Source organism: Acinetobacter sp. CIP 53.82 (genome assembly GCF_000369465.1).
In the GTDB taxonomy this organism is placed as follows: Bacteria; Pseudomonadota; Gammaproteobacteria; order Pseudomonadales; family Moraxellaceae; genus Acinetobacter; species Acinetobacter indicus.
This window is the reverse complement of record NZ_KB850045.1, coordinates 443,556-469,237: the sequence shown is the minus strand read 5'-3', so window position 1 is coordinate 469,237 and position 25,682 is coordinate 443,556. Positions and strand designations below refer to the sequence as shown.

Here is a 25,682-nt window from a genome sequence, read left to right as displayed (position 1 = left end):
TCTGCATAAAAAAGCCGCATGATGCGGCTTTTTTAATTTCTGAATTGTTATATTTTATGAGGCTTCCTGGTAAATTCTGCCGCCAGGTAACTGACAAAAATACTGTTTTAAAGCATCCAGACAACGATGCACTTTCATTGGCTGCTGCTCACGTTTTGGCGTAATCGCATACAATGTAAAGGTCGGCAATTTCCATTCAGGTAATACTTCGACCAAAGAACCGTTAATTAAATCTTTTTGTACATCTAGATATAAAAGTCTCGCGATTCCGTGCCCTTGTAAACATAATGATTTGGCAATCAGAACATTATTTGTGGTGAGGCGAGAGCTCATGTCCAGTCCGACCACTTCACCCGTACTGGCGTGATGAAATGAAAAACTGGCATAATTTTTCATCAAATTTACTGGAATCAGGTCATGATTTTTTAAATCTTCAGGACGTGACACCGGTGTGGTCTGGTTCAGATAACTTGGTGATGCCACCAGAACCTGCTCAACGCGCGCCAGTGGCACTACATTCAGCTGACTATCTTCAATTTTTGAACTCATGCGCAAAGCAATATCAATCCGACCTTCAATCAGGTCAATAAACTGATTGTCCGCTTCGACATGTATGGCCAAGCCACGATGGGCTGACATCCAGTGCGACAATGCCGGAATGACATGATTCGCACCCAGTTCCGGGGTGGTTGCGATACGCAAATCACCTACCAGGTCATCGCGTAATTCATTAATGCGTATTTTACCACGCTCCGCAGCGGCGAGCATTTCCTGACAGCTGTGGAAAAAAGCTTGTCCAGCTTCAGTCAAACTCAGTTTTCGGGTGGAACGGTGTAACAGCGTTACTTCCATTTCATTTTCCAAAGAACGAATTTGCTGACTTACAGCACTTGTGGTGATACCGAGTTCACGCGCAGCGCCACTAAACGAGCTTTTTTCAACAACACAAGCAAATACACCCATTGCTCGAAGTTGATCTAACATAAATTTCCCTCTGAACTTATGAGATGCTCCTACCTTTGATAAAAGCAACTCATTGTATTATACGGTGAAATTTACGTTTTGCACTTAAAAAAATTAATTTATTGGTAAAACATTAGTCGGGTTGATCGGCTTGCCATCAAGGCGGACCTGGAATTCCAGCATGGTGCGGGTGGTGCCCGATGAGCCCATTTCGGCAATTTTCTGCCCTGCTGCTACATTTTGTCCACTATTCACGTTAAGTTTACTGTTATGTGCATAAGCCGTAATGTAGCCATTAATATGCTTAATTAACACCAGGTTACCGTATTCTTTCAGGCCATCTGCGGCATACACCACCTGCCCGTCTGCAGCTGCAAAGACCGGATCACCGACATTGCCGCCATAACGAATCCCTTTCACATTCGACGCTAAATTGAAGTTCTCAATTACTGCACCATTGGATGGTTTCACCCAGCGTAAAGAACCTACGGTAGAACTCACTGTCGGCGCCGGAGTAGTGGTTCGTGGTGTGGTTGTGGTCGTCGTGGTCACCGGTGCGGTCGGTGCTGGCGTAGTTTTTGGAATAGCAATGGTCTGACGCTGGATTGGTGCTGGCTGCGTTACCGGACGCGTCGTGGTGGTACGCGGTGCACTGCCACTTTTCAGACGAATCGACTGGCCCACATAAATCCGGTATGGCGCGGCAATATCGTTCATTTCCGCAATACTGAGATAACTTAAACCATAACGTGCTGCAATGCCGCTTAAAGTATCACCTGAGCGTACAGTATAGAAATTTGGCGCAGCCGCATAACGTGCAGAATTATGTACTTGAGGTTTAGACGCACAGCCACTGATGATGAGCGTAGAAATAACGGCTGTAGATACTAATAAAGTTTTCAACAATGTTGTCGGTGCTGCAAATAAACGACCGTGTGACACCAAAGGCATTAATCTTCCTCTCTACATCTTAAATGTAATTATTGAACTGCGCTAAGATTAACAAAAAAGCACCGAAAAAGAGTTTCAGACGGTACTTTTTCACAAAGTTATAACATTCTTTACAGGGCTGGACTCAAGCTGTCATGCAGATGCCCCAGAATATCGTAATTGGTCGCATCCATCTGAATTGGGGTGATGCTGACATAGCCATTGGCCACAGCAAAGAAATCCGACTGGATTTCACCCACATCTTTACGCGGGTCTGCAACAGCTTCTCCGGCCAGTCCAATCCAGTACACCTGGCGACCGCGCGGATCGACATGGCTGGTAATCGGTTTAGATTGACTGCGACGGCCCTGATAGGTAATTTTTGCGCCTTTTAATTCCGCCACATCTGGAATATTAATATTCAAAATGTGGCGTGGCGGCAAGGTTGGCAAGCCGTTGGCAATAAAATCATGCACCCACTGCGCGGCAACTGCATAATCGGCCGGATGCTGATAGGCTCGGACATTAGGGCCAGCCAGTGATACAGCTATGGCCGGCTGTGTCATTAAACGCCCTTCAAAAGCAGCACCAACAGTACCTGAATACAGTATATCATCGCCCAGATTGGCGCCGCTGTTAATTCCGCTCACCACCAGATCAAATTCAAAATCAAACAGGCCATTCATAGATAAATAGACGCAGTCTGCCGGGGTGCCATTCACCGCCCAGATATCTTCGGCAATCGGAATTGGACGTAAAGGACGATCTAAGGTCAAGGCACTGGAAAACCCGCTACGCTCACTTTCTGGCGCAACAATCACCACACGACCCAAAGGTTTTAATGCGTGTGCAAGCGCCTGGATCCCTGGCGCAAAAACGCCATCATCATTGGCTATTAAGATATTCACAAATTTACTCTTCAAATTAAATAAATGACCGGTCAGCACATTTCATTGAAATATAATGAGAAGTATATATATTTAGTGTCGAACTTCCATCAATAAAAAGTGTGTATAACATGATTCGTCGCTTATCTGTACGTCGTTTACTGGGGCTTGGTTTTGCGGTAATTCTCTCTCAAGCGGTCAATGCTGAAGGCTTGACGGTAGAAGAAGCCAATACCATTGTGAAAGAAGACATTGCTGCCGCTCAGGTGATGGCTGAGGTTTGTCCGGCCATTATTGGCAAAAACGCCAAACTGGATAGCAATATTCAGGCTTTAATTGAAACTTACCTGGCAGACTTAAAAGGTCAGACTTTAAGCTACAGCGCACTGCAGGCTGATGCTGAATATAAGAATATTCTGATTGAAGCACGTGATGCTGCTAAAGAAACCACGGCAGATGAACAGAAAACTGTTTGTCAGGATGCTGCTGCAATCGAACTTTAGGTTTGTACTGACGCACCATCTTCACATCAAGAGTAATCAGCATAGGTTGATTGCTCTTTTTTATTGCATTTCTGATTTGGCTTTTTAATTTTGGTTGTGTGTCAGCCTGCTCAGATACACTTCTTTTCTTTTCATTCTGTCAAAAATCATTAAGCTTATGGGCATGTGGTATTTTTAAGTTTTAGGTCTATTTTTTTATGTACACTTCCCAATTAAAAACGAAATCTTTGCAACTTCTGGCTGGTATCGCCATTACTTTGGGTTTGGGGCAAACCGCACTGGCACAGAATGAAAATATTGAAGTCACACCACTTCAAAAAGTCACCCAGCAGGAACTGGCAGCCATTTATGTATTATCTGAAGTGTGCCCAGCGTTAATTCAGGACAAAGACCAGACTAAATTTAATCAGGGCTATGCCAAACTGGCCAAAGAATATATGCCGGCAGAAAAAGATCCGGTTGCAGCTTTACAAGCCCTAAGCAAGCAAAAAAGTTTTAAGCCGATGCTGGTTGAAGCACAGGCCGATGCCAAAAAAGCGGGAAGCCAGAAAAATGAGGCCATTTGCCAGGAATTGACCGCGTACAGCAAATAAAACTATTTGGTTACAATACTTTTTCCGATAAGCCGATTTCTCCCATAGAAGTCGGCTTTGCTTTATCCTAAAATGCTAGCCTCTTTTGTGCATATATCAAGTATTGGAACACCTAGAATGACTCGAAAAAGCGCCCTTGCTGCCTTACTCCTCCTACCAAGCTTTTCTTATGCAGCAACTGTTTTATCCAATCCACCAGAACTCAACAATAAATCTTATGTTTTAATGGATTATGAAACAGGGCAAATTCTTGCATCGAAAAATGAAAATGAAAAACTTGCCCCGGCGTCAATGACCAAAATGATGACCAGTTTCATCATTGAACAAAAACTATTGAAGGGCGAACTCACGGAAGATGAAAAAGTTCGTATGAACGAATCTGCATGGTGTCGTGGTAGTAGCACAGAATCATGTATGTATGTTCCGCTGAATGGCACTGCAACTGTACTTGAAATGCTGCGTGGAATTATTGTTCAGTCGGGTAATGATGCCTCTAAAGCCATGGCGGAACACATTGCCGGCAATGAAGGCACCTTCGCACACATGATGAACGAAGAAGCCAAAAAAATTGGCATGACCAATACCCAGTTTATTAACTCGACCGGTATGCCAGCAGACGGCCATTATTCAACAGCCAAAGATATGGCAACCTTGGCCCAGCACATCATTAAAGACAGTTCTAAATATTATCCGATTTATTCAGAAAAAGAATTTACCTTTAATGGCATCCGTCAAGGCAACCGTAATGCCCTGCTCTATACAGACCCAAGTGTTGATGGTTTAAAAACCGGTCATACCAATGAAGCCGGCTACTGTTTAACGACTTCTGCAAAACGTGGCCCAACGCGTCTGATTTCTGTGATTTTTGGTGCGCCAACCATGCAGGAACGTGCGACACAAACACGTGAATTGCTGGCTTGGGGTTATGCCAACTTTGAAACCAAAAATGTACAGCCTGCAAATCAGGTCCTGGCCAAATCTAAAGTCTGGTTTGGTCAGTCGGATGAAGTACAAATTGGTCTGGCTGAAAACTTTAATGTGACCATGCCTAAAGGCAAAGCCAATGAAATTAAAACGCAATTGGTGGTTCAGCCGAAATTGACTGCGCCGCTACAAAAAGGCCAGGTCATTGGTAAATATGTCGCAAGCTTAGATGGTAAAGTAATTGCTGAAAAACCACTGGTGGCTTTAAACGCAGTTGAAGAAGCTGGCTTCTTCTCGCGCCTCATTGACCATATCAAGCAGTTCTTTAGCAACCTGTTCTAAGTTTAAAGCACGACTTTAGACTTAAGTGAAGGCACTCATTCAGCGAATGGGTGCTTTTTCTTTTATACTATTGTCTTGATCATTCCACTTTTACGAGCAGATCACCATGAGCCAGAACATTCGTCCTTATTTAGATACCCATCCACAGATTGAGGATTCCTGTTATATCGACCCGATGGGTGTGGTCATTGGTGATGTGGTTCTCGGCGAAAATGTCTCGGTTTGGCCGTTTGCCGTAATTCGCGGGGATGTTAATTCTATTCGTATTGGTAAAAACTCCAATGTGCAAGATCATTCAATGTTGCATGTCAGCCATAAAAAAGCCGACAAGCCAAATGGTTCACCTTTGATTATTGGTGAAGATGTGACGATTGGTCATCATGTGAAGTTGCATGGTTGTACTATTGGGAACCGCGTTTTGGTGGGTATTGGCACGATTATTTTGGATGACGTTGTTGTTGAAGATGATGTGATGATTGGTGCAGGCTCACTTGTTCCACCAAACAAAGTTTTGGAAAGTGGCTATTTGTATATGGGTAGTCCTGTTAAAAAAGTACGTCCGCTAACCGATAAAGAAAAAGCGTTTTTGCCGTATTCAGCGCAGAATTATGTGAAGGTGTCGGGGAATTATAAGTAAAATTGGATTTCGCATAAGAGATTTTATGTTAAATGGATACAGCTTTTGAAAATTTTAACTTTGAATCAGAGATTTCATTTTTAATATGATAAAACCAAAGGATAAAGAAAATTTTGATTTAGGTATGTCATAAGTGAATTTTTCAGGTGATGTAGAGGTTTTTTTATCTTGTCTTGGAACTAAAGAGTCAAGTTCAGATATTTTGAAAGCAGTTATTCTTGTTGCAAGTGAGTTTGACTCATTAGAGACTAATTTTGGTGGAGAAAAGCTATCCTATTGGCAATTTTTTAAGAGAGGTATTACGTTCAGGTTTAATGAACATCAGATACTAGATACCATTTTCATCTACGTCAAAGAGAATGAAGAATATTACCCATACCCATTTTTAGAAAATCTGATCACAGGTATTAATCACAAAAGTACGATGCAATCTGTAGCTAATTTATTTGGAACCCCCGAAAGAGAAAGTAACAGTTGGCTTAAATACAAAATATTTGATAATTATTTACATTTTGAGTTTGATAATTCATTAGAATTGAAACAAATTGCAATGGGACAATATTGATACCATGTTATTAATTTTTATGTTTTTTTAAATTTAAACTCTAGAACTGAGTCTAGGATTTTTCAATTTCGTATAACAGCCATTATGTTAAATGAGCTGCTAATGAATAACATTTCTCACAAATTTTACCTGTTCATCACTTTTATTATGATATGAGTACAAAGTAGAGCTGGAAAAAATAAATGAATCTTCAGGGCCTAGAATCTTAAATTGACCTTCAATTTCAAGTGTTAACTCTCCATGGATGATATAGAGCATTTCTTTCCAGCCTTCTGGATCAGGTTCAGCTATATAAGAATCGCCAGCTGCTAGTGACCATATCCACATTTCTGTCTGTGTACCGTTATCCACTGTACCCAGTAAATTTGCATAGCTTTCTGTATGATTGCCTTTCCAAGCTAAGATATTTGTACAAGAGTGTTGAATTTTTGAATCTAGCGGACTAACTAAAGTACTAAAACTAATATTTAGGGCATTTGCTATAGCATCTAATTTAGCCAAACTAATATTTATTTGATCTGCTTCTAAAGCAATTATTGTACGTCTGCTTACCCCTGAACGATCAGCAAGCTCTTGTTGAGTCAGTTCTATTTTCTCTCGAAAAAAACGAATATTTTTTCCTAAAAATTCAAGGACAGTGTTCATTCTGATTATTCACAAGTTTAATGTGCAATATATTGCACTATAAACAAGATGGATGCAATAATAGTGCAGTATATTTCACTTTAGATTTTGTAATGTCCTTAATTCATGTCTTAAAAGAAAGATTACCTCCTGAGATCGTACTTGTATTTATAACTATGATTTGGGGAGGAACCTTTTTAGCTGTTCACTATGTCCTTAATTACACGACTCCTATTTTCTTTGTTGGTTGCCGATTTCTGGTTGCTGCTATGATTTTGCTTATTTTTACGTTTAAGTATCTAAAAAAGATAAGTAAAGATGATGTTATTGCGGGTATTTCGATAGGTGCCGTACTAGCACTTTCATACGGACTTCAAACTATAGGTTTAAAGACGATAACAAGTAGTGAGTCTGCATTTTTAACAGCACTATATATTCCTCTTGTACCAATATTAATCTGGATTTTTTATCGAAAACTTCCAAATATCTTTATTTGGATTGGAATATTTTTTTCCTTTATTGGTTTGATACTTCTAACAGGGAATGATTTTAGGGGCGTTAACTTTAATTTAGGGCAAATTTTTACTCTCTTGAGTGCGCTGGGGATAGCTCTTGAAATCATTTTGATCAGTAAGTTTGCAGGTAGAGTCGATTTAAAGAATGTCACTATCATCCAATTAGTAGTAGCGTCTATTTTCTGTTTTTTTATCATGCCTTTCGCAGGAGAAACGGAAATTCCAAATATTTCATGGCAACTCGTAGTAGTTACATTAAGTCTGGGATTTGCCAGCACACTCATTCAATTTGCTATGAATTGGGCACAACGTACTGTAGATCCTGCTAGGGCCGCTATTATCTATTCAGGTGAGCCTGTGTGGGCAGCAATATTCGGAAGGCTGGCAGGAGAGCGTTTACCCTTTTTAGCTCTTATTGGTGGGCTTTGTGTCATTTTAGGAATATTAATTAGTGAGATAAAAACTAAAAAGAAATAGTTTTATTATTGAGTTTCTCTAAAATTAACATAATACACGTTATACGCAGTCAAAAATGGGAGCCTAAGCTCCCATTTTTATTGATGATTTTTTAATTCTTTTAGCATGGCATCCCGTAAAATTTTATTCATTCGTGTTTGATAGCCTTTGCCTTGGGCTTTTAGCCACTGCATGACATCTGCATCGATGCGAACCGTAGTTACTTGTTTAGTCGGCTTGTAAAATGGATTTTGCACTGCATTTTTCCAGAAGCTGTCATCAAGTTCAGGAATATCTGAAAAATCGATTTCACTGTCTGGACGTTTATCTAATGCTTCAAGTCTTGCCTTTTGTTCTTCAGACAAAACAGGAGGATTATTCAAATCCATTTTGTAAGTAACGGTTTTGCTCATACTGTTTCCTCTCTTTTTTCTCTGCCTGTCGTGCCGAAATAATGCGGATATGATCCATCCCATTATGGTCTTGTACTGTGTGGGCCACCAATAAAACAGCTTGCCCATGTACCATACCTATCGCTTGCCAACGATATTCACCATTTTCAAAGCGATCCTGTTTATATAAGGCATGAGCATCGTAAAAAACCAATGTTGCATCTTCAAAAGCTACACCATGTTTTTTGAGGTTTGTTTCTGCTTTATGCTCATCCCATGAAAACTCAATTTCCATAGTTGCATCGCTTTTTGTTAATATAAAAATGTTAATACAAAATTGTAAACTTTGCAAAGTTGTTCCATTTTCTATTGGTAAAATCTTACAGAATCGAACATAAAAAAGCCGACTTGTTTCAAAGTCGGCTTTTTGGGCATTTTTAGATTTTTCTGGTTTTATTAAGTATTTGATATTTATGTTAATATACAAGTGTATTGCGTATAATCGCCATTATGTTAAATGGGTGGATTATTTTCATTAATGATCCCAAAAGCTTTTCTCCATGCCTGAGGGCTGGTGCCATATTTTTCACGAAAATTTTTTCTAAATGACACGGTATTATTAAAACCTGAAAGCTCGGTTATCTTTTCGATAGACAAGTTTGTCGTTTCTAAAAGTTCACAACTTAATCTGATTCTTTCAGTATTCAGCCAATCGACTAGGGTCATGCCTGTCGCTTTCTTAAAATGCCGTGTGAACGTCCTGCGTGTCATATGTGTCCGTTCAGCGAGGCTTTCAATATTATGTTGTAAAGCTAAATTCTTTCTTAAAAAATCAAGTAATACATTAATTTGTGCATCTTGGCTCGATTCTGCGACTGGCTGTTCAATAAACTGAGCTTGCCCACCTTCACGGTGAGGCGGGATCACCATTACTCTAGAGACTTTATTCGCAATTCGTGCATTATAGATTTCTCGTACCAAATATAGGCAGCAGTCTAATGCTGCACCTGTTCCAGCAGAGGTTACAATCCTTTGGTCTTCTACATACAGGGCATCATGATCAAGTTGAACCTGTGGAAACCGCTCACTGAAATCTTGTTCAGCCATCCAGTGCGTAGCTGCTTTTTTATGGTCAAGTAAACCAGCATATGCCAGTGCATAAGTTCCATAGCATAACCCTACAATTCTAATTCCAGTCTGATATGCACAATTTAGGGCATCGATAAGTACTTGTTCAGGCTCGTGATTAAAATCATCCCACCCAGGAATAATAATAAGATCCGACTCTTTAATGAGCTCGACCCCACCATCAGGGATAATCATCATAGACTGTTCTGTTGTTACGGGCTGGCCATCTATAGAAAAAATTTTCAGATCAAATAAGGGTTTATCTTCAATCTTGATATTGAAAATGATATGGGGGATAGAGAAGTGAAATGGATTTATATTGGGATAAACGAACAATCCAATCACTGGTATAGCCATTCGATCTACCTCTCTAAAATAATAAATATAGCATGTTGTCCCAATAGTTTCGATGATTGTCCTTAAGGACAATTTTTTTGTTTGATGATTTCTATCATAATTCAAGTATGACTAAATGATTGGATCTAGAACATGAATAAAATTTTAAGTAGCTCTGTTATTGCACTCTCTCTGGCAATGGCTTCAGTCCATTTATATGCGAATGATAAAGTGGTTCAGCGAGATACCTCTAAAGTGACGCATATACAAGAAATTCGCAATGCAACGATTAAAGTAACCTATGCGGATACAACTTTTTTAATTGACCCAATGTTTGCTAAAAAAGGATTCTATGAAGGTTTTCCTGATACTCATCGTAGCTATTTACGGAACCCATTAGTCGATTTGCCTATCAAGCCCGAAACGATTTTAGAAGGTGTAGATGCGGTAATCGTGACCCATACCCATTTAGATCATTGGGATGATGCAGCACAAGCGACTATTCCGAAAAACATGCCGTTGTTTGTACAGAATAAAGAAGACCAGAAAATCATTCAGTCACAAGGCTTCAAAGATGTTCGTGTATTAACTCAAGCGACCTTTGAAGGGATTAAGCTCACTAAAACTGGTGGTCAACACGGTACTGATGCCATGTACCGTATTCCTAAGCTTAAAGCTGGATTAGGTGAAGCAATGGGTGTGGTATTTGAAGCTGCTGGCCATGAAACTGTTTATGTGGCAGGAGATACCATCTGGCGTTCTGAAGTTGATCAAGCGATTCAAACATTTAAACCTGATGTGATTGTCTTGAATACAGGTAACGCCTTGGTTGATGGCTTTAAAGAATCCATTATTATGGGCAAAGAAGATACTTATCATGCAACTCAGAAAGCACCAAATGCTAAAGTGGTTGCTGTTCACATGGATGCAATTAACCACATGTCGGTAACACGTGCTGAGCTTGCAGATTACGTAAAGGACAAAGGAATCCAAGATAAGGTTTTAATTCCTATCGATGGTGAAACGCTTTCTTTCTAAAGTAACCCGGATCCTGCTTAAGCCGATGATTCCTTAATTTGAATTGTTGGCTTATTTTGATGGGTTAATTGATATGCACATAGTGAGGCGTAAATTCCACTCAGAAATCCATGAAGACTACGTGCTTGACTCGTCACTAAATTGTATTGCCCCTTCAATAAACTGAATAATGTTTCTATCTTATTGCGTTGTCTTAGGTGATATTCATCTGATGCACAGAGTTGAATAGCCCGCATATTCTTTCGATGATAAGTAATCAAATCAATACCTTGATCTTTCAATCTGATTTTTAATTCTTGGCTGATGTAACCTCGATCCCCGTAAAGTTTTGCTTCTATACCAGCAACCAATTGCTCAACCATTTTTATGTCAGCAACATGTCCATTCGATAAAGCAGAACAGGCAATTTCACCAAATTGATTCATCGCAATATGTAATTTACAGCCATAAAACCAGCCCATTGAGCTTCTACCACGTGATGCAATTTGGACTAATGATTTATGACGCTGAATACGTTGATTTTTACAAACTGGCAGAGTTGTTGAATCAATCCATAAATATTGTGTAGCTTGGTCTTTCATCAGCGCCACATGTAAAGCGTGTAGGGCCAATTGGTGCATATTGATCAGTTGAATCATCCTTTGATAGCAAGGCAAGTACTTAAATAAATGGCTTTTATCTTCTTTTAACCAGGTGAAAAAGGCTTTGAAATTATTGAAATGAGAGCATTTGTACCAAATGGCAATAAAGCAGATTTCTGAAATTGTGAGTTGAGCAGTTCTGATTCTTAAGGAACCACAGTTTTGTTTGAGAAACTCCCAATAAGTTGATTCAAATTTAAGAAAAAAATCATCAATTACGCAGAATAATTCGGTACTATTGAACATCAGGACTAGAGTTGTGAGTTTGGTGTGGTAACTCAACTGATGGCTCTAGTCCTCTTATTTTTCAAGTCAATTTCTTATCCGCGATTCAGGTTAAAGTAACTTAAAGAAATGGAATACTTCCACTTCTTTAAAAACCTAAGTAGAACAAAACAAATATTAGTTAAGTAAAGGAACAGATATGTCAAAATCAGCTTTATTAGTTATCGACTTACAAAATGAATATCTACCTACAGGTAAATTACCCTTAGTAAATATTGAACAAGCTGCTGCTAATGCAGTGAAAGTAATTGCGAAGGCCCGTAAACAGGGTACTCAAGTGATTCATGTCCAACATATTGCTGATGCTGAATCTCCTATATTTGAACCTAGCTCAAATGGTATTGAATTTCAGGACACAGTTAAGCCGCAAGAAGATGAATCTGTGATCATTAAAAATCACATCAATGCGTTCTTAAACACGAATCTCAAAGAAATTTTAGATAGCAATCAAGTGACTGAGTTAGTCGTGATTGGTGCTATGAGCCATATGTGTGTTGATGCTGCTGTTCGTGCTGCTTCTGATTTTGGTTATAAGGTAAAAGTTATTCATGATGCTTGTGCAACACTAGACTTGGAATTTAATGGCGTTAAAGTACCTGCTGGTCATGTCCATGCAACATTAATGGCCGCTTTTGAATTTGCATATGCTCAAGTGATATCAACTGAAGATTATGTTAGTTAAAGATTAAGATTTTCTAAAATTAACATAATACACCTTATACGAAATTATTTTTACTTCTCTTTTTAAATCAGCATATTAGCTCATACTAAGAAGTCAAAATCACCTGATTTGGACTTCTTTATGGATTTCTCATGTTCCACGCTCATTATTAAGTCCTTGTTTCACACAATTTTTTACTCAAACTCAAAAATCATCTTCTCCAAAGAAATCCCCTTCCCTCATAGCCACATCCCCCTAAATTTTGTAGAATATGCGTTTTACCCCATGGTGCTTTTTTATGACCGCTTGGACTGCGCATGTGACTGTTGCCACCGTTGTTGAAAAAGACGGTAAATTTCTGTTCGTAGAAGAACAGACTGAAGGCGTTACACATACTGTCTTTAACCAGCCTGCAGGTCATGTAGAAGCCGGTGAAACCATTATTGAAGCAGCGGTTCGCGAAACCCTGGAAGAAACCGGATACGATGTACGTATTCAGGCTTTACTGGGCATTTATACCTATACCCCGCCCATGTTTCCAGATCGTACCTATTACCGTTTCTGCTTTCTGGCCGAAGCCATTCACCATCATGCAGATGCACAGCTAGACACTGGTATTGTCCGTGCCGTCTGGATGAGCCCGGATGAACTGCTTGAATCGGCCCGCGCCCGCAGTCCTTTGGTGATTAAAGCCGTACAGGATGCTCAGACCGGACAAAAATATCCTTTATCGCTCATTTACGAGCACCAAAATTCTCCCTTAATTCATAGTGTGGATGCCTAATCCTATGCAACAACGTGTCATCGTCGGTATGTCAGGTGGTGTAGATTCTTCTGTTTCTGCAGCACTCCTCCTTCAACAAGGTTATCAGGTTGAAGGATTGTTCATGAAAAACTGGGAAGAAGATGATGGCACGGAATACTGTACAGCCATGGAAGATCTGGCCGATGCCCAGGCCGTATGCGATAAAATTGGCATCAAACTGCACACCGCCAACTTTGCCATGGAATACTGGGATCGGGTTTTCGAGCACTTCTTGGCAGAATACGCCGCTGGCCGTACCCCTAACCCGGACATTCTGTGCAATAAAGAAATCAAGTTCCGTGCGTTTTTAGATCATGCCATTAACCTTGGCGCTGACTTTATTGCAACGGGTCACTACTGCCGTCGTGGTGAAACCATGACCAACTCTAAAGGTGATCAATATGCACCTTTATTGCGTGGTGTCGACAATAACAAAGATCAGACTTACTTCCTGCATGCAGTACATGGTCGTGAAATTAACAAGACCCTGTTCCCTGTCGGTGAAATTGAAAAGCCACAAGTACGTAAAATTGCAGAAGAATTGGGCTTGGCGACTGCAAAGAAAAAAGACTCCACTGGTATCTGTTTTATTGGTGAACGCCGCTTTAATGACTTCTTAAAACAATATTTACCCGCACAACCCGGAAAAATCGTGCTGGAAGATGGCAAAGAGGTTGGTGAACATCACGGCTTAATGTACTATACGCTCGGTCAACGCGGTGGTATTGGTATTGGCGGCATGAAAGGTGCAGCTGAAGGTGCCTGGTTTGTACTGCATAAAGATGTAGCGGGTAATCGTCTGGTGGTTGGTCAAGGTCATGATCATCCACTGATGCAAAGCACGATTCTGTGGAGCGAATCCATTGACTGGGTTGCAGGTGAACAGGATATTCCTGACACCGGTTTCCGCTGCACGGCAAAAACCCGCTATCGCCAACCTGACCAAGACTGCGTATTATTTAAAGATCCAGAAACACCAAATGGTGTACGTGTTGAATTTGATCAGCCACAACGTGCAGTAACACCAGGTCAAAGCGTGGTGTTCTACGCAGGTGAAGTGTGCTTAGGGGGTGGCGTGATCCATTATACCAATGCCCCTCACCCGGATTTTGTTTAAAGGATTGTTTCGGCATGACAGAGTTACCGTTTCAACAGCCTCGAACTCTGAATGTTCGCCAGAATCGTGCTTTGGCCCTCGCTGCTGTGTTTCAGGCCACGCAGCTGACCCATATGACCGCACTGACTGGCCGACAAAGTATTGGCGATAGCGGTAACTTTTATCTGGAGCGCCTGATTCAGGCCAGCCTGAATATCCGTCCAAGTAATAATCAGAGTGGCCAAACCTTAGACTTTTTTAGTCAGCTGGCCGATATCTCCCTTGGTTTAAAAACCCTCGAAAATAGCATTACCCATCCGTTTACCACCTCACCCAAATCCAGATTACCGAAAATGTCCAATGCCAAGTTGCCGATGTCCTATGCCATGGCGCTGCTGCAACTGGAAAAGAAAGTCTATAGTAATCCGCAATTTGTTGAAATTATTGAGCAATCCCAGCAAAAAATCTTAAAACAGCTGTCCTTTTTTGATAATAACTATTTACATCCAAGTATTCTCGCCAATCTTGCCCAAACCTATGTTGATACTGCTGGACAGATTAATCCGCGGATTATGGTGCGTGGCAATGCCGAGGCCTTTAAAGATTCTGCCCATACCAACCGTATTCGTGCCTCGCTATTTACCGGCCTGCAAATGGCACATTTGTGGCGTCAACTCGGTGGCAGCTCATGGGCGATGATTTTTAGCAAACGCAAACTGCTTCAAGATATTCAGGATCTTGCCCGTTTACAGTATCAGGTGGTCTGATCTGTACGGACATTTGTTTTAGGTTTAGTTCCAAAGTTTAAGGAATCGTTATGAACGCTTTAACTGCACTTTCTCCATTAGATGGACGTTATGCGAGCAAATGTGATGCTCTTCGTCCTTTCCTTTCTGAGTTTGGTTTAATCCATGCTCGTGTGACTGTTGAAGTGCGTTGGTTACAAGCGCTTGCGAACCGTCCGGAAATTACTGAAGTCCCAGCTTTTTCTGCAGAAACCAATGCGGCCTTAGATGCGATTGTGGCAAATTTCTCTGAAGAAGATGCGAACCGCATTAAAGAGATTGAACGTACCACTAACCACGACGTTAAAGCGGTTGAATATTTCCTGAAAGAAAAAATCGCCAACATCGACGAGCTGAAAAATGCCGGTGAATTCATTCACTTTGCTTGTACTTCTGAAGACATCAACAACCTGTCACACGCGTTAATGCTGAAAAACGGCCGTGATGTACTGGTTGCATCTATGCAGCAAATCATTGACTCAATTGTGGCGCTGGCTGAAAAACATGCTGATCAACCCATGCTGTCTCGTACACACGGTCAAACAGCTAGCCCAACCACTTTGGGTAAAGAAATGGCCAACGTGGCGTACCGTTTAGCGCGTCAAATCAAGCAATTCAACAATGTTGAACTGCTGGGTAAAATCAACGGTGCAGTGGGTAACTACAACGCTCACCTGTCTGCCTATCCAGACATCAACTGGCCTGCACATTCACAAGCATTTGTTGAATCTTTAGGTTTAACTTTCAACCCGTACACCACGCAAATTGAACCGCATGACTATATGGCGGAACTGTTTGATGCGCTGCGTCGTTTCAACACCATCTTAATCGACTTTAACCGTGACGTTTGGGGTTATATCTCGCTGGGCTTCTTCAAACAAAAACTGAAAGAAGGCGAAGTCGGTTCTTCAACCATGCCGCACAAAGTCAACCCGATTGACTTCGAAAACTCTGAAGGTAACCTGGGTATTGCCAATGCTGTTCTTGCGCACCTGGGCGAAAAACTTCCAATTTCTCGCTGGCAGCGTGACTTAACCGACTCAACTGTACTTCGTAACATGGGTGTTGGTTTTGCACAGAGCTTGATCGCATTTGAAGCCTGCTTAAAAGGTATTGGTAAACTAGAACTGAATGCTGACCGTATTCTGGAAGACCTGGACAATGCACAAGAAGTATTGGCTGAACCGATTCAAACGGTTATGCGTCGTTACAACGTTGAAAAACCATACGAAAAATTAAAAGCGCTGACTCGTGGTCAAGCGATGACTCGCGACATGATGGTGAGCTTCGTCAACGGTAACGAACTCGAAGCTGTTCCGGCTGCGGATCGTGCACGTTTAGCTGAAATGACCCCTGCGTCTTACACCGGTAATGCCGCTGAACAGGCAAAACAGATTAAAGATTTGATTGCTAAAATCTAATGAAATGATTTGAGTTTTTCACAACATCTTCTTTCTCCCTCTGGGATAAGCACAAAGAGGGTGTGAGTTTGAAAAACTCAGCATCAAAAAGCGAAGCTCCGGCTTCGCTTTTTTATTATGATAATTACAAATCCCAATCCTATAACCAGAATGATCGACTACCAATTACAGGCCAAACATTGGCTAATGCTGGCCCTATTAGGCCTGACCATGCTGCTTGCCAGTATCAACCCGATGGAATTTTCAGCCTATGTGCTACATCAGGTTGGAACGATCCTCATGCTAATTGTGCTGCTATCGCTCTTCAAAAAAGTCGGTTTAAGCTTTTCGAGTTTTGTTTTCTATCTTATCTTTCTGTTGATTCATATTTTAGGCGCGCATTATCTCTATTCTTATGTGCCCTATAACGACTGGCTGCTGCAATACTTCGGCTTTGATTTAAATCAGTGGCTGGGCTGGGAACGCAATATGTATGATCGCTTTGTGCATTTTGCCTATGGCGTGCTGCTCTACCCGCTGTTTTTCCGCTTACATCGGCTCTGCTTTCCAAAGGCCAAAGACTTGGTGATTTTTCTGCTGGTCGTGCAATGGGTCATGAGCAGCAGTTTGATTTACGAATGGCTGGAATGGTTACTCGCGGTAACCCTCTCCCCGGAAGCGGCTGAAAATTATAATGGTCAGCAAGGTGATGTCTGGGATGCGCATAAAGATATGCTCCTGGCTACGCTCGGCGCGATTCTGGCAGGAAGCTGGAGCTTATACAAAGACAGAAAAAAAGCACTCGATTGAGTGCTTTTTCATGTTTCATGAGCAAAATTGGATTAGAGCTTAGGATCGCGCATTTGCACCAGGTTGGCACTGGCTTTGCTTAAAGTATCCATCACCTTGTTAATGACCGCAGGCACCAGAGAATCGGCCACCTGTGCGGCTTGTAGGCCGAGTTTTTCACCCAAGGTTGGCTTGCGACGGGTTTCAATGACATAAACATCATGCTGTGGCAATAACCCTAACAGGTATTCATCTGAGGTTTGCAGTTTATCGACCAGGTTCAGATCGGAAGCATCCTGACCATACCAGTGTTCACCTGTAGCGACTTTTTCAACATTGAGCTGCGGACGGTACTTTTCAACAAAGTGCTTGAACAGGCTGTGAGTTTGTTGCAACTCTTCTTCAAACTTGGCCTTGCCTTCTTCGGTATTTTCACCAAACATGGTCACGGTGCGTTTGTATTGACCAGCCGTATACAGTTCAAAATCTATATTATGCTGTTTTAGCAGACGGTTAAAGTTTGGCACCTGTGCCACCACGCCAATTGAACCGACAATGGCAAACGGTGCAGAGATAATTTCATTGGCGATACAAGCCATCATATAGCCACCGCTGGCTGCGACCTTATCAACACAGATGGTCAGATGAAAACCAGCATCGCGCAGACGTACCAGTTGTGCAGCGGCTAAACCATAACCATGTACCATCCCGCCCGGACTTTCCAAACGTACCACCACGCGGTCACGTCCAGCTTTGGCTGTGGCCAGAATTAAGGTAATTTCTTCACGCAGATTTTCTACCGCAGAGGCGGCCATATCCCCTTTAAAATCGAGTACATAAATTTTCTGGTTATTCTTTTTACGCAGGCGTGCCTCTTTGGACAATTGCTGGCTAAATTGCAACAGCTCCAGTTTGGAGGCCGTAGTCTGCGCTATTTTTTTTCGTTGTTCGTTAATACGCGCATTTAAATGACGGATACGAATTTCGGCAGGTAGTTTTGGGGAATGAAATAACATATAAAAATCTGTTCTCAATTTTATTTTGGCTAAGCTTTAGATGAGGGCGGATATTGAGAATTCAATATTAGCCCATTTATTTGCTTAATTTAATCTACTTCAGTGTTAACCGTAGTGTCATTTTTGCAACAACTAAAAAATACAGCCCTGTTGAACAGGACGGGATTTTTAAAAGCTGGGAAAGCTCAACATTAAAACCACCAACTGGATAGCAGATGGAATGATCTGCTCCGGATTCAGCCCTTCAAACTGAAATCTATTTTGAGCTTTGTTTTAAGCGTGTTGATAGATGGATAATCCACCAGATCCGCTATGACCCTCCCCCTACCCCTCAACCAGAGCCATAAAAAAACCGCAAATATTGATTTGCGGTTTTTTGATATACAGCGGTTGGCAATTAACCAAAACGACCTGTAATGTACGCTTCCGTTAATTGATGGTCTGGTTGAGTAAAGACTTTTTCAGTCGAGTTCACTTCAATCAGATCACCCAGGTGGAAGTATGCGGTACGGTCTGATACACGCGCTGCCTGTTGCATCGAGTGCGTAACAATCGCAATAGTGTACTGGGTAGACAGTTCAGAAATCAGTTCTTCAACTTTTGCAGTTGCAATCGGGTCCAGTGCTGAACATGGTTCATCCATCAGAATGACTTCTGGTGAAACCGCAATGGTACGCGCGATACATAAACGTTGCTGCTGACCACCTGATAGACCGGTACCTGGCTGGCTTAAACGGTCTTTAACTTCATCCCACAGACCAGCTTTACGCAGGCTGTTTTCAACAATTTCTTCAAGATCGTATTTGTCACGCGCCAAACCGTGCAGTTTCGGGCCGTAAGCCACGTTTTCAAAAATTGATTTCGGGAACGGGTTTGGCTTCTGGAACACCATACCCACCTGAGCACGTAGCAACACCACGTCCAGGTTCGGATCATAAATATCCTGATTATCCAGCATGACTTTACCGGTAACGCGGCATGAATCAATGGTGTCATTCATCCGGTTTAAGGTACGAAGGAAAGTCGATTTACCACAACCTGATGGACCAATGAAGGCAATGACTTCATTTTCATAAATGTTCAGGTCAATGCCTTTAATTGCTTCAGATTCACCATAGTACACATGAACATCGGAGGTGCTGAGTTTGACATTGTTCGATTTGGCTTCTTTTTTGCTCGCCGCCTGGGTATCAAACTGAGACACAAACGAAGTTGCAGGCTGTTTGTGTTCTTCGCCTTCAGTTGACGTAAATTGTGTTTGCTCTGGATTCACTGCTTTATCCTGTTCTAAGGAATTCGGTTTGTCTGTGCTTAATACAGTAGTCATATTTTGCCCTCAATTACCAACGTACTTCAAATTTCTTACGTAACCAGATCGCCAGACTGTTCAGGCCGATCATAAGTGCAAGAAGTACGATAATGGCGGCAGCGGTACGTCCTTCAAAGAAGTTACGCAATTCATTGCCCTGCCATAGGAAAATTTGTACCGGTAATGCGGTAGATTGATCAAATGGAGATGCCGGTACGCTCGCAACGAAGGCACTCATACCAATTAATAGAAGTGGTGCGGTTTCACCCAATGCTTGTGCAACACCAATAATCGCACCGGTTAAAATCCCTGGTAATGCCAGTGGCAATACATGATGGAATACGGTTTGTAGACGTGATGCACCCAAGCCCAATGCAGCCTGACGAATAGATGGCGGCACCGCTTTTAGTGAAGCACGTGTGGTAATAATTACGGTCGGTAAAGTCATTAAACTTAGAACTAGACCACCCACCAGTGGCGCAGATAACGGTAAATGCATCCAGCCAATGAAGATGGCAGCGCCCAACAGACCAAATACAATCGATGGAACTGCGGCCAGGTTGTTAATGTTCACTTCAATAATATCAGTAATGACATTTTTTGGTGCAAATTCTTCCAGGTAAATTGCAGATGCCACACCAATTGGAATCGAGATAAAGATCACGATCAGCATCATGAACAATGAACCCATGAAGGCACCAGCCAAACCAGAAGTTGCAGGCGAACTACGCGAGTCCGGGCTGACAAAGATGTTGGTATTGAAAGTATTTTCTATAATACCTTGGGCTTTCAGATCATCTGCCAGCTGACGGATTTCCGGGCTTAGCTGCTGCTGTTCTGCCGGCAGGTCACGGTCAATATTGCCCGCAAGCCATACATCTACATTGGCATCGGCCAGAATTTTCACTTCTTTGGTTTGACCAATCAGCGATGGATCTGCCAGTACCATATCACGTAAGCGATAGGCTTCAGAACTGGTGTACATGTAGCCTAAATCATCACGCTTGGCTTCAAGCGCCGCATCTTTAGCGACGATACCATTAACGATAAGCGCATCCCAATCAACCATACCCATTTCAGTCTGCCAGGCAATCATACGGTCATTAAACTGCGCCGGAGATTCACCTGCCTGCTGTTTTGGCTGTGCACCCACATTAATAATGCTTGGGTCAAAGTAGACTGGCACTGCCATACTGCTTTGCCAGAATGCCGGTAAACCTTTGGCCAGAATACTGCCGAACAGCAACACGACAAAGAATAAACCTGCCAGTACCGAGGCCAGACCAAACATGCGGAAAGTGCTTTCTTTACGATGGCGTTTTGCTAACGAGCTTTCAATTTTCTGTTTACGTTGTGCGCGTAATTCAGCGGCCGCCCGTGGATCAAGCGGTTGTTGATCCATTGAAGTAGTATTTGAAGTACTCATTAGTCGTATTGCTCACGATATTTACGCACGATGTAAAGTGCCACAATGTTCAAACACAGGGTAATAACAAACAGGGTTAAACCTAATGCGAACGCCACCAATGCCTGCGGACTTGCGAAGTCGGTATCACCAGTTAACTGGTTAACAATCGTCATGGTCACGGTTGCAACCGCTTCTAGCGGGTTGGCATGTAGTAACGGACTGTTACCTGCGGCCAGGACCACAATCATGGTTTCACCAATTGCACGAGATGCAGCCAGCAAGAAGGCGCCGATAATCCCTGGCAAGGCAGCCGGCATCACCACTTTACGAATGGTTTCCGACTTAGTCGCACCCAGACCCAACGAACCATCACGTAGAGCACGTGGTACCTGGGTAATGATGTCATCAGATAAAGACGATACAAATGGAATGATCATAATGCCCATTACCAGACCGGCAGTTAAAGCACTGGTAGCATTGATATCAATACCCAGCAATGCACCGGCACTTTTCAGGAATGGACCAATAATCATTAAGGCAAATACACCATATACAATGGTCGGAATACCAGCCAACACTTCAATGGTCGGTTTTGCCCATGAACGGAATTTCGGAGATGCATACTCTGCCAGGTAAATGGCAATCATCAGACCAATAGGTACTGCAACCAGTAATGCAATCGCACTGACCAGCAAGGTTCCCCATAACAGCGGTAAAAGGCCATATTCACCATCGGCACTACCGGTGGTACTAAAACCTGGGTTCCACTGGGTACCAAAGAAGAAGTCCATTGGGCTGACGAAGCTAAAGAAGCGCATGGCTTCCCCGAACATCGACATCACGATACCAACGGTGGTCAGAATGGCCACACCAGAACAGAGGGCTAAAGAAATGTTAATGATCTTTTCAACCTGGTTACGGGCACGGTACTGTTGAGAGACACGTTTTTTCGCCCATAGCAAACCAATTAACGCTGCGCAAATCACAACGGCCAGTTTGATATAAGAACCAATGGTTTCAAATTTTGCTAATTGTTCAGCAGCTGCCAGTTCATAGGCGGCTGGTGTATCAGTTACACCAAAGCCAGACGCCAGTGCTTGCACACGGTCTACCAGAACACTAGTGCTGGCTGCATTCAGGTTGGCAGCAACATCTGCCGGCACATGACTCAGTACCACCTGTTCCAAAATGGTTGGTTCAACCAGATTCCAAACAATCAAAATTAAAAAAGCAGGGATCGCACACCACAACGCCACCAACGCACCATAATAACCAGGGCGTGAGTGCAACATTGCAGAATTATTTCCCTTACCTGCTAGGTTACGGCTTTTGCTTAACCCGATTTGATAGGCTATGGCAATAATTGCCAGTAACACACCTATGAGTAGCAGATTCATGTATTCTCCACCGTTTTTTCAATTTTCATTATTTGAAAAAACATTTCTCTTCGCAAAAAGCTGATGGCAGGAAACCCTGCCATCAGCTGTTTTAACCACAATTATTTAACAGCTTTACCTGCTTTGAAGTTCGCCAGGATTTGCGCACGTTCTTTGTCAGATAAAGAGATCAGACCTGCTTTGTCTAACTTAGAACCTTTACCAGATACTTTCTTGCTTAAGAAGAATTCTGTGTACTGTTGTAAGCCTTTGATTGATTTCAGGTGCTCACCTTTCACGTAGAAGAACAATGGACGTGAAACAGGGTAAGAACCGTTCAGGATTGTTTGCTCAGATGGCGCAACGTTGTTTACAGTTGCAACACGTAGCTTGTCACGGTTTTGGTCATAGAAACCTAGACCGAATACACCCACTGCACTTGGAGAAGTTCTTAAACGTGCCAGTGTTTCAGTGTAGTCACCAGCGATTTCAATCACACGGCCATCTTTACGGAAAGTTGTACATGCTTTTTTCTTCGCATCTTTGTCTAATGCTTTGATTGCTGCGTAAGCTTCACAACCTGCATCAACCATTTTCTCCTGGAACACTTCACGTGTACCGTGGTTAGATGCTGGAATTACCAGAGTAATTGGTTCATTTGGAAGTGATTTGTCAATCTGGTTCCAACGTGTATATGGGTTAGCAACCATTTTACCTTTCGATGGAAGCTCAGCAGCCAAAGCAGCAAATACATGGTAAGGTTTTAATTTATAAGCAGCTTTGTTTGAGTTGGACGCGAATACGATACCGTCATAACCAATTTTAACTTCTAAGATCTGGTTCACGCCTGCTTTTTTACATGCAGCGATTTCTGAATCTTTAATTTGACGAGATGAGTTTGCGATATCAATTGTGTTATCGCCCACACCGTTACAGAACTGTTTCAAACCACCTGAAGAACCGCCAGAACCGACAACAGGCGCTTTGAATTGTGGGAATGTGTTACCGAACTCTTCTGCTACAATACTTGCGTATGGCAATACTGTAGAAGAACCAGCGATTTGGATGGTGTCACGAGCTGCGTTCGCAGTTGTTGCTACAGCTGCCCCAGATAGTGCTAATGCAAGTGCGATATTGGTAAAGCGCATTCTGTTCTCTCTCAATTTATGCAAATTCGGAGTACGCCACTTTTTATTAAGTTTTGTACTTATTTCGTTATGTGCATTGTGAGTTTAAAATATGACAATAAAGTTACACCTTTATGACACTTTAATGATGTTTTATTTTGCAGCTTGTTTTTATAGTTTCTAGAAGCCTGCTTTATACCAAAATATTAACTTAAGATAATGATTTTAATAACATTTAACTACCTTATTGAAATTTCGAAAGATGTCTAAAAAAATATGAAAGCGCTGTAAAAATATGACAAAATGCCAATCCAGCACCGGTTCACTTTCTTACAATTGTCATAATTCTCTCTGGTTGATGACAATCACCCGATATTCTATAAAAAGCGAAATTGATAGTTTTTCTTAAACTTAATATATTCATCTGTTGCCTGAAACACACGCTCTCAGCCAATTGATCACTTCACTGTACTCAGCCACTTTATTCACTTCTATCCCCTTCTTTTGGCCCGTTTGGCTTGTTAACAGATACATGACATTCATCTTCATTTTTTTCAATTCAATGACCCGAGATAAAAAAAGAGGCCTTGTAGGCCTCTCTTTCTTTGCAGCATGCGATTAAGCGATTGGTGGTGTGTAAGTACCATCTGCAATTGAAGCTTTAATACGCTCTGCTTCTGCCAGTACAAGTGCCAGCAGGTTTTTCACGTTGTCTAGTGTTGCAACCGGGCTTAACGTGGTCATTTTCAATGACTGAACCTGACCCACTTTGGTTACACCAATATTGGCTTCACCACGCGCAAACAGTTCATCTGCGACGTTCTGGTTCAAGGCATCGACAAATTCAGCCGGATAGCCTTCAGGCACCACACGGAACAATACCGATGCAAATTGCGGCTCTACCAGCAGCTCAAGACCATCTGTTGCTTTAATATAAGCAGCAACATCACGGGTTAAATCCACACCATGATCGATCATTGAACCATAAAGCTCTTCGCCCAATGCTTCAACTGTCATCCACAATTTCAAGGCATCAAAACGACGCGTGGTTTGCAGTGACTTCGATACCAGGTTTGGTACGCCATGTTCTTCATCATAAGCAGAGTTCAGATACTCAGCTTCATAATGCATGAAACGGTAGTTGGCTTCGTCTTTTAACAAGAACGCACCACATGAAATGGTCTGGAAATAATGCTTGTGGAAATCAAGCGTCACAGAATCCGACAATTCGATGCCATCGAGCATAGAACGATAGTCATTCGACAGAATCAGTGCACCACCCCACGCCGCGTCAATGTGCATCCACGCGCCATATTTGTTGGTGATTTCACGAATTTCTTTTAATGGATCAATCGCGCCCGCATCGGTTGTACCTGCAGTTGCCACCACACATGCCACAATTTTGCCTTCAGACTGAAGGTGTGCCATGGTTTTCTCAAGTGCAACCACATCCATCTGTGCATTGTCATTCACAGGAACGGTCACCACAGACTGGAAGCCCATGCCCATCATCGCCATGTTCTTTTGCACAGAGAAGTGTGCGTTTTCAGAACAGATAACTTTGACATTACGCATTGCATCCGCCGGTACACCATCACGCTGCACTGACCACGGCTTGCCGTTTTCATCTTTCCAGTTTTTCGCGATGCAGGCATCACGCGCCAGCAGTACACCCATCAGGTTAGACTGCGTACCACCTGAAGTGAATACACCGGCCTGACCTGAACCGTAACCGACTTTTTGGCGTAACCAGTCGATTAACTGCACTTCCATTAATGAACCGGCCGGGCTTTGATCCCATGAGTCCATGGACTGGTTAGTGGCGTTAATTAACACTTCTGCGATCTGGCTGGCCACCATGGTTGGACAGTGCAAATGCGCCAGTGAATGCGGATGGTGAACTTTCAAGCTCTTGTTCAGGAACAGCTCGACCATGCGCTCTAAAGATTTCTGTACACCCAGACCTTCTTTCGATGGATTGAATGAAATGGCACTGCGTAGCTCTTTAATGCTACCACCGGTGTACATTTTATCGTTTTGCAACCATGCTGCGACAGCTTTTGTCGCTTGGTCCATTGCTGACTCATAGTCAGCAATAGATTGAGCATCATTGCAGAGTAAGGCTTTACGATGTTCTGCAAAATCTACCAT

General features: G+C 42.3%; 27 protein-coding genes. 13 read left to right on the top strand and 14 right to left on the bottom strand.

The window, feature by feature from the left end:
• Positions 1 to 54: 54 nt before the first annotated feature.
• The 3 genes from F905_RS02710 to surE all read right to left on the bottom strand — a co-directional run bounded on the left by F905_RS02710 (position 55) and on the right by surE (position 2,801).
• Positions 55 to 984 (bottom strand): LysR family transcriptional regulator, encoded by a 930-nt coding sequence (locus tag F905_RS02710; protein ID WP_005176807.1) that lies wholly within the window; start codon positions 982 to 984, stop codon positions 55 to 57.
• Between the two features lie 93 nt (positions 985 to 1,077).
• Complete coding sequence (locus tag F905_RS02705; RefSeq protein WP_005176806.1) at positions 1,078 to 1,914, bottom strand: peptidoglycan DD-metalloendopeptidase family protein; 837 nt, start codon at positions 1,912 to 1,914, stop codon at positions 1,078 to 1,080.
• A 110-nt stretch (positions 1,915 to 2,024) separates the two neighbouring features.
• The gene (gene surE / locus F905_RS02700) at positions 2,025 to 2,801 is read right to left on the bottom strand and encodes a 5'/3'-nucleotidase SurE (protein ID WP_005176805.1); all 777 of its coding nucleotides are present in this window, start codon (positions 2,799 to 2,801) and stop codon (positions 2,025 to 2,027) included.
• Between the two features lie 110 nt (positions 2,802 to 2,911).
• Here surE and F905_RS02695 point away from each other — a divergent pair, with 110 nt between their 5' ends.
• From F905_RS02695 to F905_RS02675, 5 genes are all read left to right on the top strand, one after another.
• Positions 2,912 to 3,283, top strand: coding sequence for an MCR_0457 family protein (locus tag F905_RS02695; RefSeq protein ID WP_005176804.1), 372 nt, complete (start codon positions 2,912 to 2,914; stop codon positions 3,281 to 3,283).
• Positions 3,284 to 3,480: 197 nt separating this feature from the next.
• Positions 3,481 to 3,876 (top strand): MCR_0457 family protein, encoded by a 396-nt coding sequence (locus F905_RS02690; protein WP_005176803.1) that lies wholly within the window; start codon positions 3,481 to 3,483, stop codon positions 3,874 to 3,876.
• Positions 3,877 to 3,993: 117 nt separating this feature from the next.
• A complete protein-coding gene (gene dacC, locus F905_RS02685) occupies positions 3,994 to 5,142 on the top strand; it encodes a D-alanyl-D-alanine carboxypeptidase PBP5/6 (RefSeq protein ID WP_005176801.1) in 1,149 nt (382 codons plus the stop codon).
• A gap of 106 nt (positions 5,143 to 5,248) precedes the next feature.
• On the top strand, positions 5,249 to 5,779 hold the full coding sequence (locus F905_RS02680; protein ID WP_005176798.1) for a gamma carbonic anhydrase family protein: 531 nt from the start codon (positions 5,249 to 5,251) through the stop codon (positions 5,777 to 5,779).
• Positions 5,780 to 5,912: 133 nt separating this feature from the next.
• Positions 5,913 to 6,344, top strand: a complete 432-nt coding sequence (locus tag F905_RS02675) for a hypothetical protein (protein ID WP_005176796.1) — start codon at positions 5,913 to 5,915, stop codon at positions 6,342 to 6,344.
• A gap of 99 nt (positions 6,345 to 6,443) precedes the next feature.
• Here the strand turns inward: F905_RS02675 and F905_RS02670 are convergent, their stop codons facing one another.
• Positions 6,444 to 6,989: a helix-turn-helix domain-containing protein gene (locus F905_RS02670; protein WP_005176794.1), complete on the bottom strand. Its 546-nt coding sequence runs from the start codon at positions 6,987 to 6,989 to the stop codon at positions 6,444 to 6,446.
• Between the two features lie 92 nt (positions 6,990 to 7,081).
• On the opposite strand from F905_RS02670, the gene F905_RS02665 reads away from it, so the two are divergent.
• Entirely contained in the window at positions 7,082 to 7,960 is an 879-nt protein-coding gene (locus tag F905_RS02665) for a DMT family transporter (RefSeq protein ID WP_180749035.1), read from the top strand.
• Between the two features lie 77 nt (positions 7,961 to 8,037).
• On the opposite strand, the gene F905_RS02660 is transcribed toward F905_RS02665, so the two are convergent.
• The 3 genes from F905_RS02660 to F905_RS02650 form a co-directional block, all read right to left on the bottom strand.
• Entirely contained in the window at positions 8,038 to 8,352 is a 315-nt protein-coding gene (locus tag F905_RS02660) for a BrnA antitoxin family protein (protein ID WP_004740255.1), read from the bottom strand.
• Complete coding sequence (locus F905_RS02655; protein ID WP_004761029.1) at positions 8,315 to 8,626, bottom strand: BrnT family toxin; 312 nt, start codon at positions 8,624 to 8,626, stop codon at positions 8,315 to 8,317. The genes F905_RS02660 and F905_RS02655 overlap by 38 nt, the downstream gene beginning before the upstream one ends.
• Before the next feature lie 218 nt (positions 8,627 to 8,844).
• Positions 8,845 to 9,816 carry a GlxA family transcriptional regulator gene (locus F905_RS02650; protein WP_005176780.1) on the bottom strand — a complete coding sequence of 324 codons (972 nt, stop codon included), beginning with the start codon at positions 9,814 to 9,816 and terminating at the stop codon, positions 8,845 to 8,847.
• Between the two features lie 132 nt (positions 9,817 to 9,948).
• On the opposite strand from F905_RS02650, the gene F905_RS02645 reads away from it, so the two are divergent.
• Positions 9,949 to 10,833, top strand: coding sequence for an MBL fold metallo-hydrolase (locus F905_RS02645; protein WP_005176778.1), 885 nt, complete (start codon positions 9,949 to 9,951; stop codon positions 10,831 to 10,833).
• 17 nt (positions 10,834 to 10,850) lie between these two features.
• Here F905_RS02645 and F905_RS02640 read toward each other — a convergent pair whose 3' ends face one another.
• Positions 10,851 to 11,720 (bottom strand): IS982-like element ISAcsp2 family transposase, encoded by an 870-nt coding sequence (locus F905_RS02640; protein WP_034597449.1) that lies wholly within the window; start codon positions 11,718 to 11,720, stop codon positions 10,851 to 10,853.
• A 178-nt stretch (positions 11,721 to 11,898) separates the two neighbouring features.
• Between F905_RS02640 and F905_RS02635 the strand changes: the two genes are divergently transcribed.
• The 6 genes from F905_RS02635 (at position 11,899) to F905_RS02610 (ending at position 17,316) form a co-directional block, all read left to right on the top strand.
• On the top strand, positions 11,899 to 12,441 hold the full coding sequence (locus F905_RS02635; RefSeq protein ID WP_005176773.1) for a cysteine hydrolase family protein: 543 nt from the start codon (positions 11,899 to 11,901) through the stop codon (positions 12,439 to 12,441).
• Positions 12,442 to 12,718: 277 nt separating this feature from the next.
• Positions 12,719 to 13,204: an NUDIX hydrolase gene (locus F905_RS02630; RefSeq protein WP_005176771.1), complete on the top strand. Its 486-nt coding sequence runs from the start codon at positions 12,719 to 12,721 to the stop codon at positions 13,202 to 13,204.
• A gap of 4 nt (positions 13,205 to 13,208) precedes the next feature.
• Positions 13,209 to 14,342, top strand: a complete 1,134-nt coding sequence (mnmA, locus tag F905_RS02625) for a tRNA 2-thiouridine(34) synthase MnmA (RefSeq protein WP_005176769.1) — start codon at positions 13,209 to 13,211, stop codon at positions 14,340 to 14,342.
• 14 nt (positions 14,343 to 14,356) lie between these two features.
• On the top strand, positions 14,357 to 15,088 hold the full coding sequence (hflD, locus tag F905_RS02620) for a high frequency lysogenization protein HflD (RefSeq protein ID WP_005176767.1): 732 nt from the start codon (positions 14,357 to 14,359) through the stop codon (positions 15,086 to 15,088).
• A 50-nt stretch (positions 15,089 to 15,138) separates the two neighbouring features.
• Positions 15,139 to 16,527, top strand: coding sequence for an adenylosuccinate lyase (purB, locus tag F905_RS02615; protein WP_005176761.1), 1,389 nt, complete (start codon positions 15,139 to 15,141; stop codon positions 16,525 to 16,527).
• 150 nt (positions 16,528 to 16,677) lie between these two features.
• Positions 16,678 to 17,316, top strand: a complete 639-nt coding sequence (locus tag F905_RS02610) for a DUF2238 domain-containing protein (RefSeq protein WP_005176759.1) — start codon at positions 16,678 to 16,680, stop codon at positions 17,314 to 17,316.
• 32 nt (positions 17,317 to 17,348) lie between these two features.
• Here F905_RS02610 and sohB read toward each other — a convergent pair whose 3' ends face one another.
• The 6 genes from sohB to F905_RS02580 all read right to left on the bottom strand — a co-directional run bounded on the left by sohB (position 17,349) and on the right by F905_RS02580 (position 25,682).
• Positions 17,349 to 18,311: a protease SohB gene (gene sohB, locus F905_RS02605; RefSeq protein WP_005176756.1), complete on the bottom strand. Its 963-nt coding sequence runs from the start codon at positions 18,309 to 18,311 to the stop codon at positions 17,349 to 17,351.
• 397 nt (positions 18,312 to 18,708) lie between these two features.
• Complete coding sequence (pstB, locus tag F905_RS02600) at positions 18,709 to 19,638, bottom strand: phosphate ABC transporter ATP-binding protein PstB (RefSeq protein ID WP_005176754.1); 930 nt, start codon at positions 19,636 to 19,638, stop codon at positions 18,709 to 18,711.
• 13 nt (positions 19,639 to 19,651) lie between these two features.
• Positions 19,652 to 21,046: a phosphate ABC transporter permease PstA gene (gene pstA / locus F905_RS02595; protein ID WP_005176750.1), complete on the bottom strand. Its 1,395-nt coding sequence runs from the start codon at positions 21,044 to 21,046 to the stop codon at positions 19,652 to 19,654.
• Entirely contained in the window at positions 21,046 to 22,425 is a 1,380-nt protein-coding gene (gene pstC, locus F905_RS02590; protein ID WP_005176748.1) for a phosphate ABC transporter permease subunit PstC, read from the bottom strand. The genes pstA and pstC overlap by 1 nt, the downstream gene beginning before the upstream one ends.
• 101 nt (positions 22,426 to 22,526) lie before the next feature.
• Positions 22,527 to 23,552, bottom strand: a complete 1,026-nt coding sequence (locus F905_RS02585) for a substrate-binding domain-containing protein (RefSeq protein ID WP_005176746.1) — start codon at positions 23,550 to 23,552, stop codon at positions 22,527 to 22,529.
• A gap of 597 nt (positions 23,553 to 24,149) precedes the next feature.
• Complete coding sequence (locus F905_RS02580; protein WP_005176744.1) at positions 24,150 to 25,682, bottom strand: pyridoxal phosphate-dependent decarboxylase family protein; 1,533 nt, start codon at positions 25,680 to 25,682, stop codon at positions 24,150 to 24,152.

What these genes read in the sequence shown, in the direction of transcription:
- F905_RS02710 (WP_005176807.1), bottom strand. Translation starts at nt 984, where the DNA reads ATGTTAGATCAACTTCGAGCAATGGGTGTATTTGCTTGTGTTGTTGAA.
- F905_RS02705 (WP_005176806.1), bottom strand. Translation starts at nt 1,914, where the DNA reads ATGCCTTTGGTGTCACACGGTCGTTTATTTGCAGCACCGACAACATTG.
- F905_RS02695 (WP_005176804.1), top strand. Translation starts at nt 2,912, where the DNA reads ATGATTCGTCGCTTATCTGTACGTCGTTTACTGGGGCTTGGTTTTGCG.
- F905_RS02690 (WP_005176803.1), top strand. Translation starts at nt 3,481, where the DNA reads ATGTACACTTCCCAATTAAAAACGAAATCTTTGCAACTTCTGGCTGGT.
- dacC (WP_005176801.1), top strand. Translation starts at nt 3,994, where the DNA reads ATGACTCGAAAAAGCGCCCTTGCTGCCTTACTCCTCCTACCAAGCTTT.
- F905_RS02680 (WP_005176798.1), top strand. Translation starts at nt 5,249, where the DNA reads ATGAGCCAGAACATTCGTCCTTATTTAGATACCCATCCACAGATTGAG.
- F905_RS02670 (WP_005176794.1), bottom strand. Translation starts at nt 6,989, where the DNA reads ATGAACACTGTCCTTGAATTTTTAGGAAAAAATATTCGTTTTTTTCGA.
- F905_RS02665 (WP_180749035.1), top strand. Translation starts at nt 7,082, where the DNA reads ATGTCCTTAATTCATGTCTTAAAAGAAAGATTACCTCCTGAGATCGTA.
- F905_RS02660 (WP_004740255.1), bottom strand. Translation starts at nt 8,352, where the DNA reads ATGAGCAAAACCGTTACTTACAAAATGGATTTGAATAATCCTCCTGTT.
- F905_RS02655 (WP_004761029.1), bottom strand. Translation starts at nt 8,626, where the DNA reads ATGGAAATTGAGTTTTCATGGGATGAGCATAAAGCAGAAACAAACCTC.
- F905_RS02650 (WP_005176780.1), bottom strand. Translation starts at nt 9,816, where the DNA reads ATGGCTATACCAGTGATTGGATTGTTCGTTTATCCCAATATAAATCCA.
- F905_RS02645 (WP_005176778.1), top strand. Translation starts at nt 9,949, where the DNA reads ATGAATAAAATTTTAAGTAGCTCTGTTATTGCACTCTCTCTGGCAATG.
- F905_RS02640 (WP_034597449.1), bottom strand. Translation starts at nt 11,720, where the DNA reads ATGTTCAATAGTACCGAATTATTCTGCGTAATTGATGATTTTTTTCTT.
- F905_RS02635 (WP_005176773.1), top strand. Translation starts at nt 11,899, where the DNA reads ATGTCAAAATCAGCTTTATTAGTTATCGACTTACAAAATGAATATCTA.
- F905_RS02630 (WP_005176771.1), top strand. Translation starts at nt 12,719, where the DNA reads ATGACCGCTTGGACTGCGCATGTGACTGTTGCCACCGTTGTTGAAAAA.
- mnmA (WP_005176769.1), top strand. Translation starts at nt 13,209, where the DNA reads ATGCAACAACGTGTCATCGTCGGTATGTCAGGTGGTGTAGATTCTTCT.
- hflD (WP_005176767.1), top strand. Translation starts at nt 14,357, where the DNA reads ATGACAGAGTTACCGTTTCAACAGCCTCGAACTCTGAATGTTCGCCAG.
- purB (WP_005176761.1), top strand. Translation starts at nt 15,139, where the DNA reads ATGAACGCTTTAACTGCACTTTCTCCATTAGATGGACGTTATGCGAGC.
- F905_RS02610 (WP_005176759.1), top strand. Translation starts at nt 16,678, where the DNA reads ATGATCGACTACCAATTACAGGCCAAACATTGGCTAATGCTGGCCCTA.
- sohB (WP_005176756.1), bottom strand. Translation starts at nt 18,311, where the DNA reads ATGTTATTTCATTCCCCAAAACTACCTGCCGAAATTCGTATCCGTCAT.
- pstB (WP_005176754.1), bottom strand. Translation starts at nt 19,638, where the DNA reads ATGACTACTGTATTAAGCACAGACAAACCGAATTCCTTAGAACAGGAT.
- pstA (WP_005176750.1), bottom strand. Translation starts at nt 21,046, where the DNA reads ATGAGTACTTCAAATACTACTTCAATGGATCAACAACCGCTTGATCCA.
- pstC (WP_005176748.1), bottom strand. Translation starts at nt 22,425, where the DNA reads ATGAATCTGCTACTCATAGGTGTGTTACTGGCAATTATTGCCATAGCC.
- F905_RS02585 (WP_005176746.1), bottom strand. Translation starts at nt 23,552, where the DNA reads ATGCGCTTTACCAATATCGCACTTGCATTAGCACTATCTGGGGCAGCT.
- F905_RS02580 (WP_005176744.1), bottom strand. Translation starts at nt 25,682, where the DNA reads ATGGTAGATTTTGCAGAACATCGTAAAGCCTTACTCTGCAATGATGCT.